This is a genomic window from Streptomyces sp. NPDC048420 (assembly GCF_040651535.1).
Taxonomy (GTDB): Bacteria; Actinomycetota; Actinomycetes; order Streptomycetales; family Streptomycetaceae; genus Streptomyces.
In genome coordinates, this window is the sequence record NZ_JBEZKG010000001.1 from 14,509 (window position 1) to 29,698 (window position 15,190).

The 15,190-nt window shown below is 68.4% G+C and carries 14 protein-coding genes and 2 pseudogenes; 11 read left to right on the forward strand and 5 right to left on the reverse strand.

The features are described 5' to 3' along the window. Positions 1–29: 29 nt before the first annotated feature. Genes AB0D34_RS00080 through hypE form a run of 3 tightly spaced genes read left to right on the forward strand, consistent with a single transcriptional unit; the run spans position 30 to position 2,534 of the window. Entirely contained in the window at positions 30–338 is a 309-nt protein-coding gene (locus AB0D34_RS00080) for a HypC/HybG/HupF family hydrogenase formation chaperone (RefSeq protein WP_362654029.1), read from the forward strand. Continuing rightward, a complete protein-coding gene (gene hypD / locus AB0D34_RS00085; protein WP_362654032.1) occupies positions 335–1,462 on the forward strand; it encodes a hydrogenase formation protein HypD in 1,128 nt (375 codons plus the stop codon). The genes AB0D34_RS00080 and hypD overlap by 4 nt, the downstream gene beginning before the upstream one ends. Next, on the forward strand, positions 1,455–2,534 hold the full coding sequence (gene hypE / locus AB0D34_RS00090; protein ID WP_362654035.1) for a hydrogenase expression/formation protein HypE: 1,080 nt from the start codon (positions 1,455–1,457) through the stop codon (positions 2,532–2,534). Before hypD ends, hypE begins: the two co-directional genes overlap by 8 nt. 58 nt (positions 2,535–2,592) lie before the next feature. Here the strand turns inward: hypE and AB0D34_RS00095 are convergent, their stop codons facing one another. After that, the gene (locus AB0D34_RS00095) at positions 2,593–2,967 is read right to left on the reverse strand and encodes a hypothetical protein (RefSeq protein ID WP_362654038.1); all 375 of its coding nucleotides are present in this window, start codon (positions 2,965–2,967) and stop codon (positions 2,593–2,595) included. Between the two features lie 194 nt (positions 2,968–3,161). Continuing rightward, positions 3,162–3,274, reverse strand: a pseudogene (locus AB0D34_RS00100) (IS5/IS1182 family transposase); the annotation flags it as partial. 349 nt (positions 3,275–3,623) lie between these two features. On the opposite strand from AB0D34_RS00100, the pseudogene AB0D34_RS00105 reads away from it, so the two are divergent. Continuing rightward, positions 3,624–3,845, forward strand: a pseudogene (locus AB0D34_RS00105) (IS5/IS1182 family transposase); the annotation flags it as partial. Positions 3,846–3,934: 89 nt separating this feature from the next. Here AB0D34_RS00105 and AB0D34_RS00110 read toward each other — a convergent pair. Continuing rightward, positions 3,935–5,068, reverse strand: coding sequence for a LacI family DNA-binding transcriptional regulator (locus AB0D34_RS00110; RefSeq protein WP_362654041.1), 1,134 nt, complete (start codon positions 5,066–5,068; stop codon positions 3,935–3,937). A 125-nt stretch (positions 5,069–5,193) separates the two neighbouring features. Between AB0D34_RS00110 and AB0D34_RS00115 the strand changes: the two genes are divergently transcribed. The 7 genes from AB0D34_RS00115 (at position 5,194) to AB0D34_RS00145 (ending at position 11,755) form a co-directional block, all read left to right on the forward strand. Next, positions 5,194–6,051 carry a nitrilase family protein gene (locus tag AB0D34_RS00115; protein ID WP_362654043.1) on the forward strand — a complete coding sequence of 286 codons (858 nt, stop codon included), beginning with the start codon at positions 5,194–5,196 and terminating at the stop codon, positions 6,049–6,051. A 68-nt stretch (positions 6,052–6,119) separates the two neighbouring features. Continuing rightward, entirely contained in the window at positions 6,120–7,406 is a 1,287-nt protein-coding gene (locus tag AB0D34_RS00120) for a substrate-binding protein (protein WP_362654046.1), read from the forward strand. 2 nt (positions 7,407–7,408) lie between these two features. Beyond that, positions 7,409–8,269, forward strand: coding sequence for a branched-chain amino acid ABC transporter permease (locus AB0D34_RS00125; RefSeq protein WP_362654049.1), 861 nt, complete (start codon positions 7,409–7,411; stop codon positions 8,267–8,269). Next, a complete protein-coding gene (locus tag AB0D34_RS00130) occupies positions 8,266–9,306 on the forward strand; it encodes a branched-chain amino acid ABC transporter permease (protein WP_362654052.1) in 1,041 nt (346 codons plus the stop codon). Before AB0D34_RS00125 ends, AB0D34_RS00130 begins: the two co-directional genes overlap by 4 nt. Before the next feature lie 5 nt (positions 9,307–9,311). Next, positions 9,312–10,028 carry an ATP-binding cassette domain-containing protein gene (locus AB0D34_RS00135; protein ID WP_362655342.1) on the forward strand — a complete coding sequence of 239 codons (717 nt, stop codon included), beginning with the start codon at positions 9,312–9,314 and terminating at the stop codon, positions 10,026–10,028. Further along, positions 10,028–10,729, forward strand: coding sequence for an ABC transporter ATP-binding protein (locus tag AB0D34_RS00140; protein ID WP_362654055.1), 702 nt, complete (start codon positions 10,028–10,030; stop codon positions 10,727–10,729). Before AB0D34_RS00135 ends, AB0D34_RS00140 begins: the two co-directional genes overlap by 1 nt. 3 nt (positions 10,730–10,732) lie before the next feature. Further along, complete coding sequence (locus AB0D34_RS00145; protein WP_362654058.1) at positions 10,733–11,755, forward strand: asparaginase; 1,023 nt, start codon at positions 10,733–10,735, stop codon at positions 11,753–11,755. Between the two features lie 478 nt (positions 11,756–12,233). Here the strand turns inward: AB0D34_RS00145 and AB0D34_RS00150 are convergent, their stop codons facing one another. Together AB0D34_RS00150 and AB0D34_RS00155 are read right to left on the reverse strand one after the other, a co-directional pair. Beyond that, entirely contained in the window at positions 12,234–13,757 is a 1,524-nt protein-coding gene (locus AB0D34_RS00150) for an aldehyde dehydrogenase family protein (RefSeq protein WP_362654060.1), read from the reverse strand. A 56-nt stretch (positions 13,758–13,813) separates the two neighbouring features. Further along, on the reverse strand, positions 13,814–15,094 hold the full coding sequence (locus AB0D34_RS00155) for a GAF domain-containing protein (RefSeq protein ID WP_362654062.1): 1,281 nt from the start codon (positions 15,092–15,094) through the stop codon (positions 13,814–13,816). Positions 15,095–15,190: the final 96 nt, after the last annotated feature.

Here is a 15,190-nt window from a genome sequence, read left to right on the forward strand (position 1 = left end):
AAACGCGCGACCACAGCGAGGAGAGGCTCATGTGCCTGGCGGTACCCGGCAGAGTGCTGGACATCGAGGATCGGGACGGCACCCGGATGGCCACCGTCGACTTCGGCGGCGTGGTCAAGGAGGTGTGCCTGGAGTATCTGCCCGACCTCCAGGTCGGCGAGTACGCCATCGTCCACGTCGGGTTCGCCCTGCAGCGGCTGGACGAGGAGTCGGCGCGACAGACGCTCGAACTCTTCGCCGAACTCGGCCTCTTGCAGGAGGAGTTCGGAGACCCCTGGGAAACGGCGGCGGCGGAGGCGGCGGGCTCGGAACCGGTGGAAGAGGTGCACAACAAGTGAAGTACATCGACGAGTTCCAGGACCCGGAGCTGGCACGCCGGCTCCTCGACGACATCCACGCCACGGTGACCAGGCCGTGGGCGCTGATGGAGGTGTGCGGAGGGCAGACGCACAGCATCATCCGGCACGGCATCGACCAACTCCTGCCGGACAAGGTCGAGTTGATCCACGGGCCCGGCTGTCCGGTGTGCGTGACTCCGCTGGAGGTCATCGACAAGGCTCTGGAGATCGCCTCCCGACCGGAGGTGATCTTCTGTTCCTTCGGCGACATGCTGCGAGTGCCGGGCACCGGACGGGACCTGTTCCAGGTCCGCGGAGAGGGCGGTGACGTGCGCGTCGTCTACTCACCGCTCGACGCGTTGCGGATCGCCCAGGAGAACCCGGACCGCGAGGTGGTGTTCTTCGGCATCGGCTTCGAGACGACCGCACCCCCCAACGCCATGACGGTCCATCAGGCCCGGAAGCTGGGCATCCCGAACTTCAGCACGCTGGTGTCCCATGTCCGTGTACCGCCCGCCATCGAGGCCATCATGTCGTCGCCGAGCTGCCGGGTGCAGGGCTTCCTCGCGGCCGGCCATGTCTGCAGCGTGATGGGCATGGGGGAGTACCCGGAACTGGCGGAGCGCTTCCGGGTGCCGATCGTCGTGACGGGCTTCGAGCCACTGGACATCCTCGAAGGCGTACGCCGTACCGTCCGGCAGCTGGAGCGCGGTGAGCACACCGTCGACAACGCCTACGCCCGTGCCGTTCGCGCGGAGGGCAACCCGGCCGCCCGGGCCATGCTGGAGGACGTCTTCGAGGTCACCGACCGCGCCTGGCGCGGCATCGGGGTGATCCCGCAGAGCGGCTGGCGGCTGGCGCCGAAGTACCGCGACTACGACGCCGAGCACCGCTTCTCCGTCGAGGGCATCCGCACGCAGGAGCCGGCCGAGTGCCGCAGCGGAGAGGTCCTGCAGGGGCTGCTCAAGCCGCACGAGTGCGAGGCCTTCGGCACTCTGTGCACACCTCGTACGCCGCTGGGGGCCACCATGGTCTCCAGCGAGGGAGCCTGCGCCGCGTACTACCTCTACCGGCGGCTGGACATGCCCGCCACCAAGGCCCAGGAGGCGACCCCCGTTGTCTGACACCACCGATCTCCCCGTCCCCGCCCTGGACGTCGAGGCGTGGACGTGTCCGGCGCCCCTGCGGGACCGGCCGCGTGTCGTCATGGGCCACGGCGGCGGCGGAGTGCTCTCCGCCGAACTGGTCCAGCAGATCTTCGCTCCCGCTTTCGGGGGCGAGGTGCTCGCCCAGATGGGTGACGCCGCCGTCCTGTCCCTGGGCGGTGCGCGGCTGGCGTTCTCGACCGACTCCTACGTGGTGCGGCCGCTGTTCTTCCCCGGCGGCAGCATCGGTGACCTGGCGGTCAACGGCACCGTCAACGACCTCGCCATGAGCGGCGCCCGCGCCGCCTACCTCTCCTGCGGATTCATCCTGGAGGAGGGCGTCGAGCTGGATGTGGTCACTCGGGTGTCCGAGGCTCTGGGGGCGGCCGCGCGCGCCGCCGGCGTAGAGGTGGCCACCGGGGACACCAAGGTGGTGGAGGCCGGCCACGGCGACGGGATCTACATCAACACCGCGGGCATCGGTCTCGTCCCGGCGGGCGTCGATCTGCGCCCTCAGCGGGTCGTCCCCGGCGACGTCGTGATCGTCAGCGGCGCCATCGGTGTCCACGGGGTGGCGGTCATGAGCCTACGCGAGGGACTGGAATTCGGAGTGGAGATCAAGAGCGACTGCGCGGCGCTCGGCGGCCTGGTCGACGCCATGCTCGCCGTCACCCCGGACCTGCATGTCCTGCGCGACCCCACCCGGGGCGGCCTGGCGGCCTCGCTCAACGAGATCGCGCAGGCCTCCGGGACCGGGGTGGTCATCCAGGAACGCGACGTCCCGGTCCCGCCGGCCGTGGCCAACGCCTGCGCCATTCTCGGACTGGACCCCACGTACATCGCCAACGAGGGCAAGCTCGTGGCGTTCGTCCCGCGCGAGCACGCCGACGCCGTCCTCGGGGCGATGCGCGCGCATCCTCTGGGCGCGGACTCCGTGATCATCGGTGAGGCCGTGGAGGGGCATCCCGGCATGGTCGTGGCACGGACCGGCCTGGGAGGGACGCGGGTGGTCGATCTGCCGATCGGGGAGCAACTGCCCCGGATCTGCTGACAGGGGTGAGTCTCGCCGGGGAACCTGTCGTCCGGGCCCGATCGGAGGGTTGATCCGGTCAGCGCCCGGGCGGCGGGTCCTGTGGGTCCACGCCGGTCTTGGCGGCAGCGTCCTTCGTGCCGCTGGGGCGCTGGGAGCGGCCCTTGCGTCCGGTGTCGCGCCTGCCCTTCTCGTCCGCGTCGCCGTACTCCTCGCCGCTTGTGTTCGGGCTCTCGACCGTGTCCCCGGGGACGGACTTCGTCTCCTCGGCGGACTTCGTCCGGCCCGGACCGCGCTTGCCGGCCTGCTCGGCACGGAAGGAGCGTTCGGCGCTCGGGTTGTCCTGCTGGCGGGTCTCGTCCACGTCGGGTGACCAGCCGTGGTGTTCGGTGTCCTGGTGACGGCTGGGACCCCTTCCGTGCGGTGGCTCGGACGAACGTGGTTTCTTCGACATGATCGGATCCGCCTTTTCACGGTCAGTGGGGGGGGGGACACCGGTGACGGCGGTCCCAAGTTAAGTAAATTATCCCACCTTGCAATATTTTAGGCATTTCATCCCGTTCCGGCGCTGCCGCGGAAGCCGGGCTGCCGAACCGCGACAGACGCCCTCTCCCGGTGATCTAAAAGGTCTTTCAGCGTTGCCGCTCGGGTGAGGATGGCGGCGGCGGTTGACGTCATTCGATTCGGGCTGCACCGAGCCCTGCGGAAGATCCGCCATGACTTCAGGCGAGTGCGATGCCCCGCTCGACCGGTGTCCGGGACATGACCCAGCTCGGCTATGTACTGGTTGACTTCGGCCTCCAGAGCGGCGGCCGGCATCCGACGGGCGCCGTCGCGCACGATCTCGTCGATCAGGGAGCCGGACTGGTGGACCGTCGGCGTTCACTACGCCGAGTACGGGCGTGCCTTCCCGACCTGCGCTGCAACGCGCGCCTACTCGGTGACCATCCAAGGATCATTCGGGAAGGTACGCCTTCCGCGTCCAACCCAACGCCGATCCACAAGTCCCGGGCATTGCTCCCGATCCACTGACCGGGCCGGTTCACTGACCACGCTGGTTCGCTGAGCTTCTTCGAGTTCCTGCCGCCTACGCTCGTGGAGTGGGTCACCATGCTGATCATCACCGTGAGGGTGACCGACGCTGCAAAACAGCAGCTCGGTCATCCATCTGCTCGCCGAACGTGCGCCGGGTCCGTTGAAGGTCCTGCGCGAGGCCGATGTGGACTGCGTTCTGCTGGACGGCACTCTCACCAGGTGGGCGACGGACGGACCGACTGTTCCCACAAGCACCGCCGGCACAGGGTGAACGTGCAGGTAGTCACCGAGAGCGGCATCGACGGCGTGCTTGTGGCCTGCGCGGACATGGCTGGCGAGCGCCAGGCGCTTCTGCTCGCGCGGCGGTCTGTCGACGTATGACGCGCTCACTGTGCCGCTCTGCGATTCGGCCGACGAGAGGGCGCCTGCATCGGTACCCCGTTGTGCCCAGGAGACGCCTTCTTCGGGACTCGTCCGGATTTGCCCCGTGTACGCACAGTCGGATCCGAGGACTCCCGGACAACAAGCTCTGTCGGCAGGCGGAGCTGGGACGGCGCGTCGCTCGTCTCACCGCGGAGGCGGGCGACGAGCAGGCGGGCGGCCTCGGCGCCCATCTGGTGGAGGGCGCTGCGAACCGTACTCAGGGGCACGGGAAGATCCCGGGCAATGGAGATGTCGTTGAACCCTATGACGGCCACGTCCGTCCCGATCTTGCATTCAAGGTCGCGCAGAGTGCCCATGACGCCGATCGCGGTCATGTCATTGACCGCGAAGATGGCCGTCGGCGGCCGTTTCTTGCGCATGAGCCTCAGCGTGGCGGTTCGGCCGCCGTCCGCGTCGAACGCGGAGTGGATCACGAGATCGCGCGGGGTGTCGATGCCGCGTTCGGCAAGGGCGTCCAGACATCCTCTTGTCCGCTCGCTCCCGGTGCTGGCGTAGGGCTGGCCGGCGATGATGCCGATGCGTCGATGACCGAGATCGGCCAGGTGTGTGCCCACGAGGCGTCCGCCCGCATAGTCGTCGGCTGTGACGGAGTCGAACCCGTCGTGGGTTCGGCTCACGAGCACGAAGGGCGTGCCGCGGGCGGCCAGCTCCGCCAGGAACGGACTGTCGGCGTGGGCGTCCCCGAGGATGAGGCCGTCCACGCGGCGGCTCAACAGCAACTCGGCGCGGCGACGTTGTTCGGCGGGAGAGTCGAGCGTGTTCGCCACCACCGTTTGGTAGCCGAGTTCCGTCGCGGCCTGGTCGATGCCCTCGTAGATGGTGCTGAGCACGACGTCGGTGAGGTGAGGGACGAGCACGCCCAGCATGTGCGTCTGCTTCGACCGCAGGCTGGCAGCCTGGGCGTCAGGCTCGTAATTGGCTCGGCGGGCGATCTCCAGGACGCGTTCGGCTGCCGCGGAGGACGGCGGCAGACCCTGCCGGGAGCGGGCCAGGACACGCGAGGCGGTGGACACGGCGACCCCCGCGGCCGCCGCGATCTCGCGCAACGTCGCGCGCCTCGCTGATCCTTCCTCCACTGTGCCGCTCCCTCCGGTCGAGCCGTCCATGAAGAGAAGAGTCTCTCAAACGTTGACGGCGTGCAATCGTTTCTGTAGTTTCGCGGAAACGTTTCCGCGCCGCTCCTGTCGAGAGGGTGTCTCCCGTGGTCGATGACCCAGGTGTTGTCCGTGTCGCCTGCGTCCAGATGCGCCCCCAGGTCGGTGAGCCCGAGCTGAACGTCCGCCGGTCGGCGGAGTTCGTCTCCGCCGCGGTCGCCGGGGGCGCGTCCCTCGTCGTTCTGCCCGAGCTGTGCAATTCCGGATACGCCTTCGACAGCCGAGAGGAGGCCTGGGCCGCCGCCGAGGAAATTCCCGGAGGAGAGGCGTGCCGGGTGTGGGAAGAGCTGTGCCGTCGGCACGGTATCCACCTGGTCGCCGGGATTGCCGAGCGATCCGGCTCGCGGCTGTTCAACGCGAGCGTCGTGTTCGGTCCCGACGGGTATGTCGGCACGTTCCGCAAGGTGCACCTGTGGAACCGGGAGAACCTCTTCTTCGACCCCGGTGATCTCGGATTCCCGGTGTTCCAGACACCGATCGGCCGTATCGGAACCTTCATCTGCTACGACGGCTGGTTTCCCGAGTCCTACCGCGAATGCGCCCTGCGGAACGCGGACATCATCTGCGTCCCGACCAACTGGGTGCCGATTCCGGGGCAGGCCGAAGACCAGCCGGCCATGGCGACCGTCCTGTGCATGGCAAACGCCCACTCCAACTCCGTCTACATCGCGGCGGCCGATCGGGTCGGCACCGAACGGGGTCAGCCGTTCATCGGCCAGAGCGTCATCGTCAGCTACACCGGCTGGCCGATTTCGGGCCCGGCCTCCCCTGACGCCGAGGAGATCGTCTACGCCGACCTCGACCTCAAGCAGGCGCGGGCGGCGCGCCGCTGGAACGACTTCAACGACCCCGTTCGGGACCGGCGGCCCGAGGCCTACACCGGCGATTCGCCGACCGCACCGTAACAAACCGGCGTGAACGTCCGCGTCGTATCGTCCCCAACCCGGCTGGACCAGACAACAAGGGAAACACCATGACAATATCGTCGTCGCGTGGCTTCGACCGGCGGTCCTTCCTCAGATCCTCCGCCCTCGCGGCCCTGGGCGCGAGCGCCGCGGTTCCGCTGCTCGGTGCGTGCGCGCCGCAGTCCTCCTCGAAGAATGCCTCGGGCGGAGAATCCGGCCCGATCAAAGTCGGTGTCATCTCGCCGCTGAGCGGTGCGTGGACGGTGTACGGCAAGGCTCACATCGCCGGGTTCAAGCTGGCCGTCGACGAGATCAACGCGGCCGGAGGCACACTCGGGCGCAAGTGGGAGATCGTGCAGGCCGACTCGCAGACCCAGCCGCAGGTGGTCACCGAGCAGGCCAACAGGCTCATTCGCGAGGAGAACGTCGCGTTCCTCGCGGGCACGTTCAGCAGCGCCGAGCGCAACGCCGCCGGGCCTGTGGTGACCGCCGCGGACAAACTGCTCCTGTATCCCACCTTCTACGAGGGGCAGAGCCAGAAGTACTACCCGGGTGTGTGCAACCCGAACATCTTCATGTTCGGTCCCGAGCCGTCGGAGCAGGTCTGGCCGCACATGGACTACGTCGTCAAGAAGCACGGCGGAAAGTTCTTCATGGTGGGTTCGGACTATGTCTGGCCCAGGGAGACGAACCGGCTGACGAAGCAGAAGCTCGCGGAGCTGGGCGGCAAGGTCGTCGGCGAGGTCTACATTCCGTTCAACACCCCCCAGTACGGTTCGGTCCTCTCGCAGATCAAGAAATCCGGCGCGGATGTCATATTCCTCTCCCTCACCGGTTCGGACACCGTCAACTTCCGTCGCCAGCTGGCCGCAGCCGGTATGAAGAAGGACTTCATCGTCTGGACGGTGGACGACGAGGAAGCCGCGACATCCGGAATCGGCCCGGAAGCGACGGCCGGTGACTACGTCAGCTTCGACTACTTCTGGTCCATCGACACCCCGAACAACGCGGCGTTCCGCAAGAAGGTGCGAGCCAAATCCGGCAACGTGCTGATGGACACAGTGGGCGTGGCCATGTACAACGCCGCTCATATGGCGGCGAAGGCCATTGAACTGGCCGGAGACGTCAGTACGGACGGCATCCGCGAAAAGCTCGGAGGCATGACCTTCGACAAGGCTCCGCAGGGATCGATCACCATGCGGGCCGAGGACCACCAGGCGGTGCTGCCGTCCTACCTCGTCAAGGTGCGTCCGAACTGGACCGGTACCGACGACATGTTCGAAGTCGTCCACAAGGTCGCGTCGGTGACGCCCAGCGCCGCGGCCTGCACCGATCTGCCCCTCAAGGCCAAGTAGCCATGACGCAAGTCATCTCGGTGGCGCTGGACGCCATCAGTACGAGCCTTGTCCTCGCATTGGTCGCCATGGGTCTGGCCGTGGTCTTCGGGCTGGTCCGAGTGATCAACATGGGCCACGGAGCCATGCTCGCCCTGGGCGCCTACCTCACCTGGACGCTGGCCCAGCACGGTCTGCCCTTCTTCGTGTCCGTCATCGTGTCGGCCCTGCTGGTCGGGGTGATCGGCCTGCTCTTCGAGGTCGTCCTGATCCGCCATTTCTACGACAAACAGTTCGAGACCCTGCTGATCACCTGGGCCTTCTACCTCGTGGCGACGCAGCTGATCAAGGTCTTCTGGGGGACGGACCTGCACAGCGTGGCGAATCCGATCCGGGGGACCTTCACCATCGGGGGCGCCGTGATCGGACGCTACGTGGCTGTCGTGTCCCTGGTGTCGCTGCTGCTCTTCGCGTCGGCCGGCTGGGTCATGTACCGCACCAGCGTGGGCATCCGGGTGCGGGCCATGATCCAGAACCGGGAGATGGCCATGATGCTGGGGGTCAGGGCATCGGCGATGTACCGCGCGATCTTCGCCCTGGGGGCGATGCTCGCCGGACTCGCGGGGGGACTCATCTCGCCGATGTTCAGCGTCGAGCCGGACATGGGAACCCTCTGGCTGGTACGGAGCTTCTTCGTCGTGACCGTGGGCGGTCTCGGAGCGCTGGTGGGCGGCACGCTCATCGGCAGCGCGCTGATGGGCGGGGTGACGACCCTCGTGTCCCTGGTGGCCCAGCAGGTGTTCGCGCAAACGGTCGTCTTCGCGCTTGCTGTGATCGCTCTGCGATTCCGCCCGGCGGGCATCCTGGGAAAGAAGGCCGCATGATCGTCGATCAGTCCGGTGGGACGCGTACCGAGTCCGTCCGCCGCCGTCCGGCAACCGCCGCGGTACGCAGGTGGGCCTCGGGTGAGAACATCGCCGCGTCGGCGGTCTTCGTCGCCTTGTTCTACGTGCCTTACGTGTTCACGGGCTACCCCGTGTTCGTGCTTCCGCAGTACATGCTCTTCGGTGTCCTCGCGATGAGCCTGTGCCTGCTGTGGGGCCTGGGGGGAATGGTCAGCTTCGGCCAGGCGGCCTTCTTCATCGTGGGCTCCTACTCCATGGGCATCGCGGTGCGTGACATCGCAGGTTCCCTCGGGCCCTGGGCCGGAATCGCCATGGGGGTCGCCATCGCCGTGGCCGCCGCAGGGGCTGTGGGCTACTTCCTCTTCAGTGCCCGAGTACGAGACTCCTACTTCGTGCTCGTCACCCTGGCCATCTCCACTGTCGCCCAGGTCGTTGCGAACTCCGCGTCCGGACTGACCGGCGGTTTCAACGGAATGTTCGTCCCCAGGGTCGCTCTCGACCTGCCGGGACTGGCCATCTCCCTGGAGAGCGACCTCGGCGCCTACTACGTCATCTTCCTGCTGACTCTCCTGACGTACCTCGGACTTCGCACGCTCCAGCGGTCGGCCTTCGGCAAGGTCCTCGTGAGCATCCGCGAGAACGAGGAGCGCACCGAGTCGCTGGGATACAACACGGCGTTGCGCAAGACGCTCGCCTTCGCCATCGCCGGCGGAGTGGCGGCCCTGGCCGGAGCGTTCTACGCGACCGACGCCGGGTTCGTGTCACCGGACCTCGGCGGCGTGCTCTTCTCGACCAACGTCGTGGTCTGGGTGGCGATCGGCGGCCGGCAGCACCTGCTCGGGGCGATCGTCGGGGCGATCGGTATCTCGGCTCTGTCGAACCAGCTCAACGCATGGATCCCCACCTACTGGCAGCTCCTGCTGGGACTGCTCTTCTTCGTCGTCATCGCCTTCTTCCGGCGTGGCCTGGTCGGGACAGTCCTGGCGATCCGTCTGCCCATGAGGAGGGCCCAGTGACCGCCATGCTCGAAGTCCACGGAATCTCGAAGCGGTTCGGAGGAGTGCAGGCGAACACCGATGTGAGCCTCGCTCTTCCGGACTCGGCGATCCGGTGCGTCATCGGCCCCAACGGAGCAGGGAAGTCCACCCTGGTCAGCATGCTGTCGGGCCATGTCAGGCCCGACCGGGGGACCATTCACCTGCGCGGCAAGGACATCACCACCTGGCCGGCTCACCGCGTGGCCTCGGCCGGCATGGTGCGCAAGTTCCAGCGGCCGTCCTTCTACCCCGAGTTGACCGTCCGCGAGAACCTGGAGATCGCGGTCCTGGGCAGCGGATTGCGGCGACGAGCCCTCGCCGCCCGCGTGCGGGAGGTCGCCGAGAGCGTCCGCCTCGGCGACGCGCTCGACAAGCCGGCGGCCCATCTGCCCCACGGGCGCACGCAATGGCTCGAAATCGGGCTGGTCGTCGGCCGACGGGCCCAGATCATGCTGCTCGACGAGCCCACCGCCGGCATGACCCCCGGGGAGACGATGACGACGGCCGGCCTGGTACGTGAACTCGTCGACACCCAGGGCGTCGCAGCGATCGTGGTGGAGCACGACATGGGGTTCGTCCGCGCGCTGGACGCCGAGATCACCGTGCTGCACCTCGGCCGCGTCATTGCGGAGGGCTCGATGTCACAGATCGAGCAGGACACTCAGGTCCGTGCTGTCTATCTTGGCGAGGAGGTGGCCTGATGCTCGAAGTACGTGACGTCGTGGCCGGATACGGGAACGGGACGGTCCTGCACGGGCTTTCGCTGTCCGTCCAGCGCGGCGAGATCGTGGGAATCCTGGGGCGCAACGGGATGGGCAAGACCAGCCTGATCCGCGCCGTGGCCGGTCTGCTGCGCCTCCGCGAAGGCACCATCCGGCTCGACGACATCGATCTCAGCCGCGCCCCCGCGCATGCCCGTGCGCACCACGGCATCGCTGTCGTACCGCAAGGGCGCGGTGTCTTCCCCGATCTGACGGTCGACGAGAACCTGCGGCTCGGGCGTATGGCAGCCGGTAAGCGCGGCCGCCCCGGCCGGCTGAAGGAGGTTCTCGACTACTTCCCCCGGCTGGGCGAGCGGGGGTCCCAGGCGGCCGGCACGCTGAGCGGCGGTGAGCAGCAGATGCTCGCCATCGGCCGGGCTTTGATGTCCGAGCCGCAACTGCTGCTGCTCGACGAGCCCTCGGACGGGATCATGCCCGTACTCGTCCAGCAGATCGCCCAGAACATCGTGGACATCAACCGGAACGAGGGACTGACGACTGTGGTCGTGGAGCAGAACGTGCCGATGGTGCGGAGCATGGCCGGGCGCTGTCTTCTGCTGGAGGGCGGTCAGGTGATCGCCGAGGGTCTGCTCGACACTCTTGCGGACAGCGGTCGGCTCGAACAGCATCTCGGAGTCTGACGCATGGGAACGACTCGTGTCGCGCTGCTCGGTACCGGCGGCACCATAGCCTCCGCATCGGGAGCGGACGGTCAGCTGATCGCCCGGCGCTCGGTCGCGGAGCTGCTCGACGGATGCGACGTGCCGGCGGGTATCTCCGTCGAGCCGGCGGTCGACCTCGACCGGATCAACAGCTGGGACATGGACCCGCGAAGGATGTGGCGTCTGGCCGCCCGCATCCAGGAGGTGCTGGCCGAGCCAGAGGTGGCCGGGATCGTGATCACACACGGCACCGACACCCTTGAGGAGACGGCGTTCGCAGTCGACCTGGTCACCACCGCGGACAAGCCCATTGTCTTCGCGTCGGCGATGCGCAGCGCGGACTCGACCTCGGCCGACGGACCCCGCAACCTCTCCAACGCCGTCGTCGCTGCGGCGAGTCCGGAACTGCGGGGCCTCGGGGTCCTCGTCCACGCGTCCGACGAACTACACGCGGCACGGTGGGTCCGCAAGGTCCACACGCATCACGTCGACGCGTTCTCCTCGCCGACCTTCGGACCGGTCGCCACCTTCGGTCCCGCCGGACGACTGCGGCTGATGCACCGCAGTATCGCGCGCTGGACGCCGGCGTGGCCGCTCGACCCCGACGTCCAGGTGGTCGCCATGACCCCCTACACCGGGTTCACTCCTGGTCTCGTACGGGCCGCCGTCGAACACACGGGAGCCCGCGGGCTGATACTCGAGGGCTTCGGTCTCGGAAACCTCCCGGGAAGCCTGACGAGCGTGGTCGGCGACCTCACGGAGAGAGGCGTGCTCGTGGTCATCGCGTCGCGTGTCATGGCAGGCGGCACGTTTCCGGTCTACGGCGGAGACGGGGGCGGCGCGGGGCTGGAGAGCGCGGGCGCGGTCTTCGCCGGTGGATTGTCGGCCGCGAAAGCACGCCTGCTGCTCATGTGCTGCCTCCCCGGCGCTTCTACGGCGGAGGCCCGCGCGAGACTGGTGCACGCCCTCGACGTCATCGACGGACGTAGTTCGGGCGAGCGGTGACGGTCCAACCAGCCGAACCACGGGCGCCGTGACGTGCTCCACCGCGGAGTCAACGGCTCCATTCCCGTGTACCCGCACCACGGCCACAAGTCTTGACGATTGCTCGTTCCCAACCCTGCCCAAGTCGCCCGGTTGCTCCGTGCCGTTGCTCAGCAGCGTGGGCGAGGTCCTGGCCGGCGGAGGTCATGCACCTCCGTCTTGAGCAGTGTTACCTCCCGAGGCCGGGTGGGGGCTGCTCCATCTGTCGGGTGGCGTCGTCGCCGCAGGCAAGGGCTGGACGGACGACGGTGCGGTGCACGACGTGCACTCGCTGAAGCGCCGTGCACCTGTGCCCATCCCGCCGCAGTTCGTGCGGATCCGCCGTGCGCACATGGAGCGAGTCCTCTTCCGTGACTGGTCCGGAAGAGCTGGTCAGGAGCGGGATAGCAGTGGGGCGCCTGACCTGAAAAACCCCAGGTCAGGCGCCCTTTTCGCCCCTCTAGAAGAAGCCCAGCTGCTTCGGCGAGTACGACACCAGCAAGTTCTTCGTCTGCTGGTAGTGCTCCAGCATCATCCTGTGCGTCTCCCGCCCGATCCCCGACTGCTTGTACCCGCCGAACGCGGCATGGGCCGGGTACGCGTGGTAGCAGTTCGTCCAGACGCGGCCGGCCTGGATCGCGCGGCCCGCCCGGTACGCCGTGTTCATGTCCCGGGTCCACACGCCCGCCCCGAGGCCGTACAGCGTGTCGTTGGCGATCTTCAGGGCGTCGTCGAAGTCGTCGAAGGACGTCACCGAGACGACGGGGCCGAAGATCTCCTCCTGGAAGATCCGCATACGGTTGTCGCCCTCGAAGATCGTCGGCTGGACGTAGTAGCCGCCCTTCAACTCGCCGTCGTACTCGATGCGTTCACCGCCGGTGAGGACCCTCGCGCCCTCCTGTCGGCCGACGTCCAGGTAGGAGAGGATCTTCTCCAGCTGGTCGTTCGAGGCCTGGGCACCGATCATCGTGTCGGTGTCGAGAGGGTGGCCCGGCTTGATGAGTTCGGTGCGGGCGACGGCCGCCTGGAGGAACTCGGCGTAGTTGCCGCGCTGGATCAGCGCCCGGGACGGACAGGTGCAGACCTCGCCCTGGTTGAGGGCGAACATCGTGAACCCTTCGAGGGCCTTGTCGCGGAAGTCGTCGTCCCGCGCCCAGACGTCGTCGAAGAAGATGTTCGGTGACTTGCCGCCGAGTTCGAGGGTGACCGGTTTGATGTTCTCGGAGGCGTACTGCATGATCAGCCGCCCTGTGGTGGTCTCGCCGGTGAAGGTCACCTTCGCCACCCGTGGACTGGACGCGAGCGGCTTGCCGGCCTCCACGCCGAAGCCGTTGACGATGTTCACCACGCCCGCAGGCAGCAGGTCGGCGATCAGGCTCATCCAGTAGTGGATGGAGGCCGGGGTCTGCTCGGCGGGCTTGATGACGACCGCGTTGCCCGCGGCGAGGGCCGGGGCGAGCTTCCACACCGCCATCAGGATCGGGAAGTTCCACGGGATGATCTGTGCGACCACACCGAGCGGCTCGTGGAAGTGGTACGCCACCGTGTCGTCGTCGAGCTCGCCGAGCGAACCCTCCTGCGCGCGGATCGCCCCCGCGAAGTACCGGAAGTGGTCGATGGCGAGAGGGATGTCGGCCGCCAGCGTCTCGCGCACCGGCTTGCCGTTCTCCCAGCTCTCCGCGACGGCTAGCTTCTCCAGGTTCGCCTCCATGCGGGCGGCGATCTTCAGCAGGATGCCGGACCGCTCGGTCACCGAGGTCCGGCCCCAGCCCGGGGCGGCGGCGTGCGCGGCGTCCAGCGCCCGCTCCACGTCCTCCGCGGTGCCGCGCGCGACCTCGGTGAACGTCTGCCCGTTCACCGGCGACGGGTTCTCGAAGTACTGCCCGCGCGCCGGCGGTACGTACTCGCCACCGATGAAGTGGTCGTAGCGCGCCTGGTAGGAGACGATCGCGCCCTCGGTGCCGGGTGCCGCGTAACGGGTCATGCTGGCCAGCCTCCTTCAGCAGCACTGCCCGCCGTTGGGCAGCTCTGCGCGTGAGGCTAGGAGCGCGGACGTTGCAACCACGTTGCCGTCGGCGCGGCCAGCTCCGACTCCAGCGCGGCCAGGCGGGCCCGCACACTCGCCGCGGGCCGCACGGCCGCGAGCGCCCGCCACACCTCGACGTCGTCCTCGCCCCACGGCGTGTGTGCCCAGTCGGCCAGCAGGTCGGGATCCCGGCGGGCGATCAACGCCGTCCGCAGCCCGTCGGCGACCCGGCGCCTGAGCCGCACCACCGCCGGTGCCTGCGAGGCGGGCAGCAGCGGACCGGTGTACCCGCGCGCCGCCTCCGTCACCGCCCCGCTCTCCAGCCGCCGCTCGACGAGGGCCGCGTCGGACTCCACCGGCACCGTCAGCCGGTACGGCCGCGAGGCGAGCAGTCCCGGTCCGAGCAGTCTGCGCAGTCGCGCCAGTTCGGCCCGCAGCGTCACCGGGGTCACCGACTCGTCCTCGTACAGCGCGCACAGCAGCTCGTCACCGGTCAGGCCCTCCGGGTGCCGGGACAGCAGCACCAGGATCTCGCTGTGCCGACGGCTGAGCCTGATCCTGCGGCCGTCACTGACCAGCAGGGCCTCGTCCCGGCCCAACGCGCTCAGTTCGGGGGCGTCCGTGGCGGGTTGCTGCGGCAGGAGCAGCGCCAGCTGGGACTCCGCGGCCCGCGCGACCGCCTGGACGAAGCCCAGACTGTGCGGATGCGCAAGTCCGTCCCCGCCGGTGATGTCCACGGCTCCCAGCACCCGCCCGGTCCGCGGGTCGTGCACCGGCGCCGCCGCGCACGTCCACGGCTGCACACGGCGGATGAAGTGCTCCGCCGCGAACACCTGCACGGGCCGGTCCACCGCCACCGCGGTACCCGGCGCGTTCGTCCCCATGGCGGTCTCCGCCCATCGCGCACCCGGCACGAAGTTCATCCATTCCGCCTGCCGCCGGGTCGAGGCATGACCCTCGACCCAGAGCAGCCTGCCGTGCTCGTCGCACACCGCGAGGAGATGCTCGCCATCCGCGGCGAACGTCCCCATCAGCTCACGGAACAGCGGCATGACCCGCGCCAGCGGATGCTCGGCCCGGTATGTCCCGAGGGCACCGTCGCTGAGCTCGACGTTCGCCGTCCCGTCGGGACCGACCCCGGCCCGCGCCGAACGCCGCCACGAGTCGGCCACCACCGGGCGCACCGGCCGCGGAACCGTGCCCGCCTCGGTGAACGTCTCGTGCGCCCGCAGCAGCAGCCGCACCTGCTCGGCAGGGTCGGCCCCCGGCTCCAGGGCCACCCATGGATCGGTCAACTCGGCCTCCCCGGAACGTGATGCGGCTGGGGACATCGTCACTCCGGGTACGGGCGCAGACAACCTCTTCGACCGCCGTCACCCGAACGATGTGCC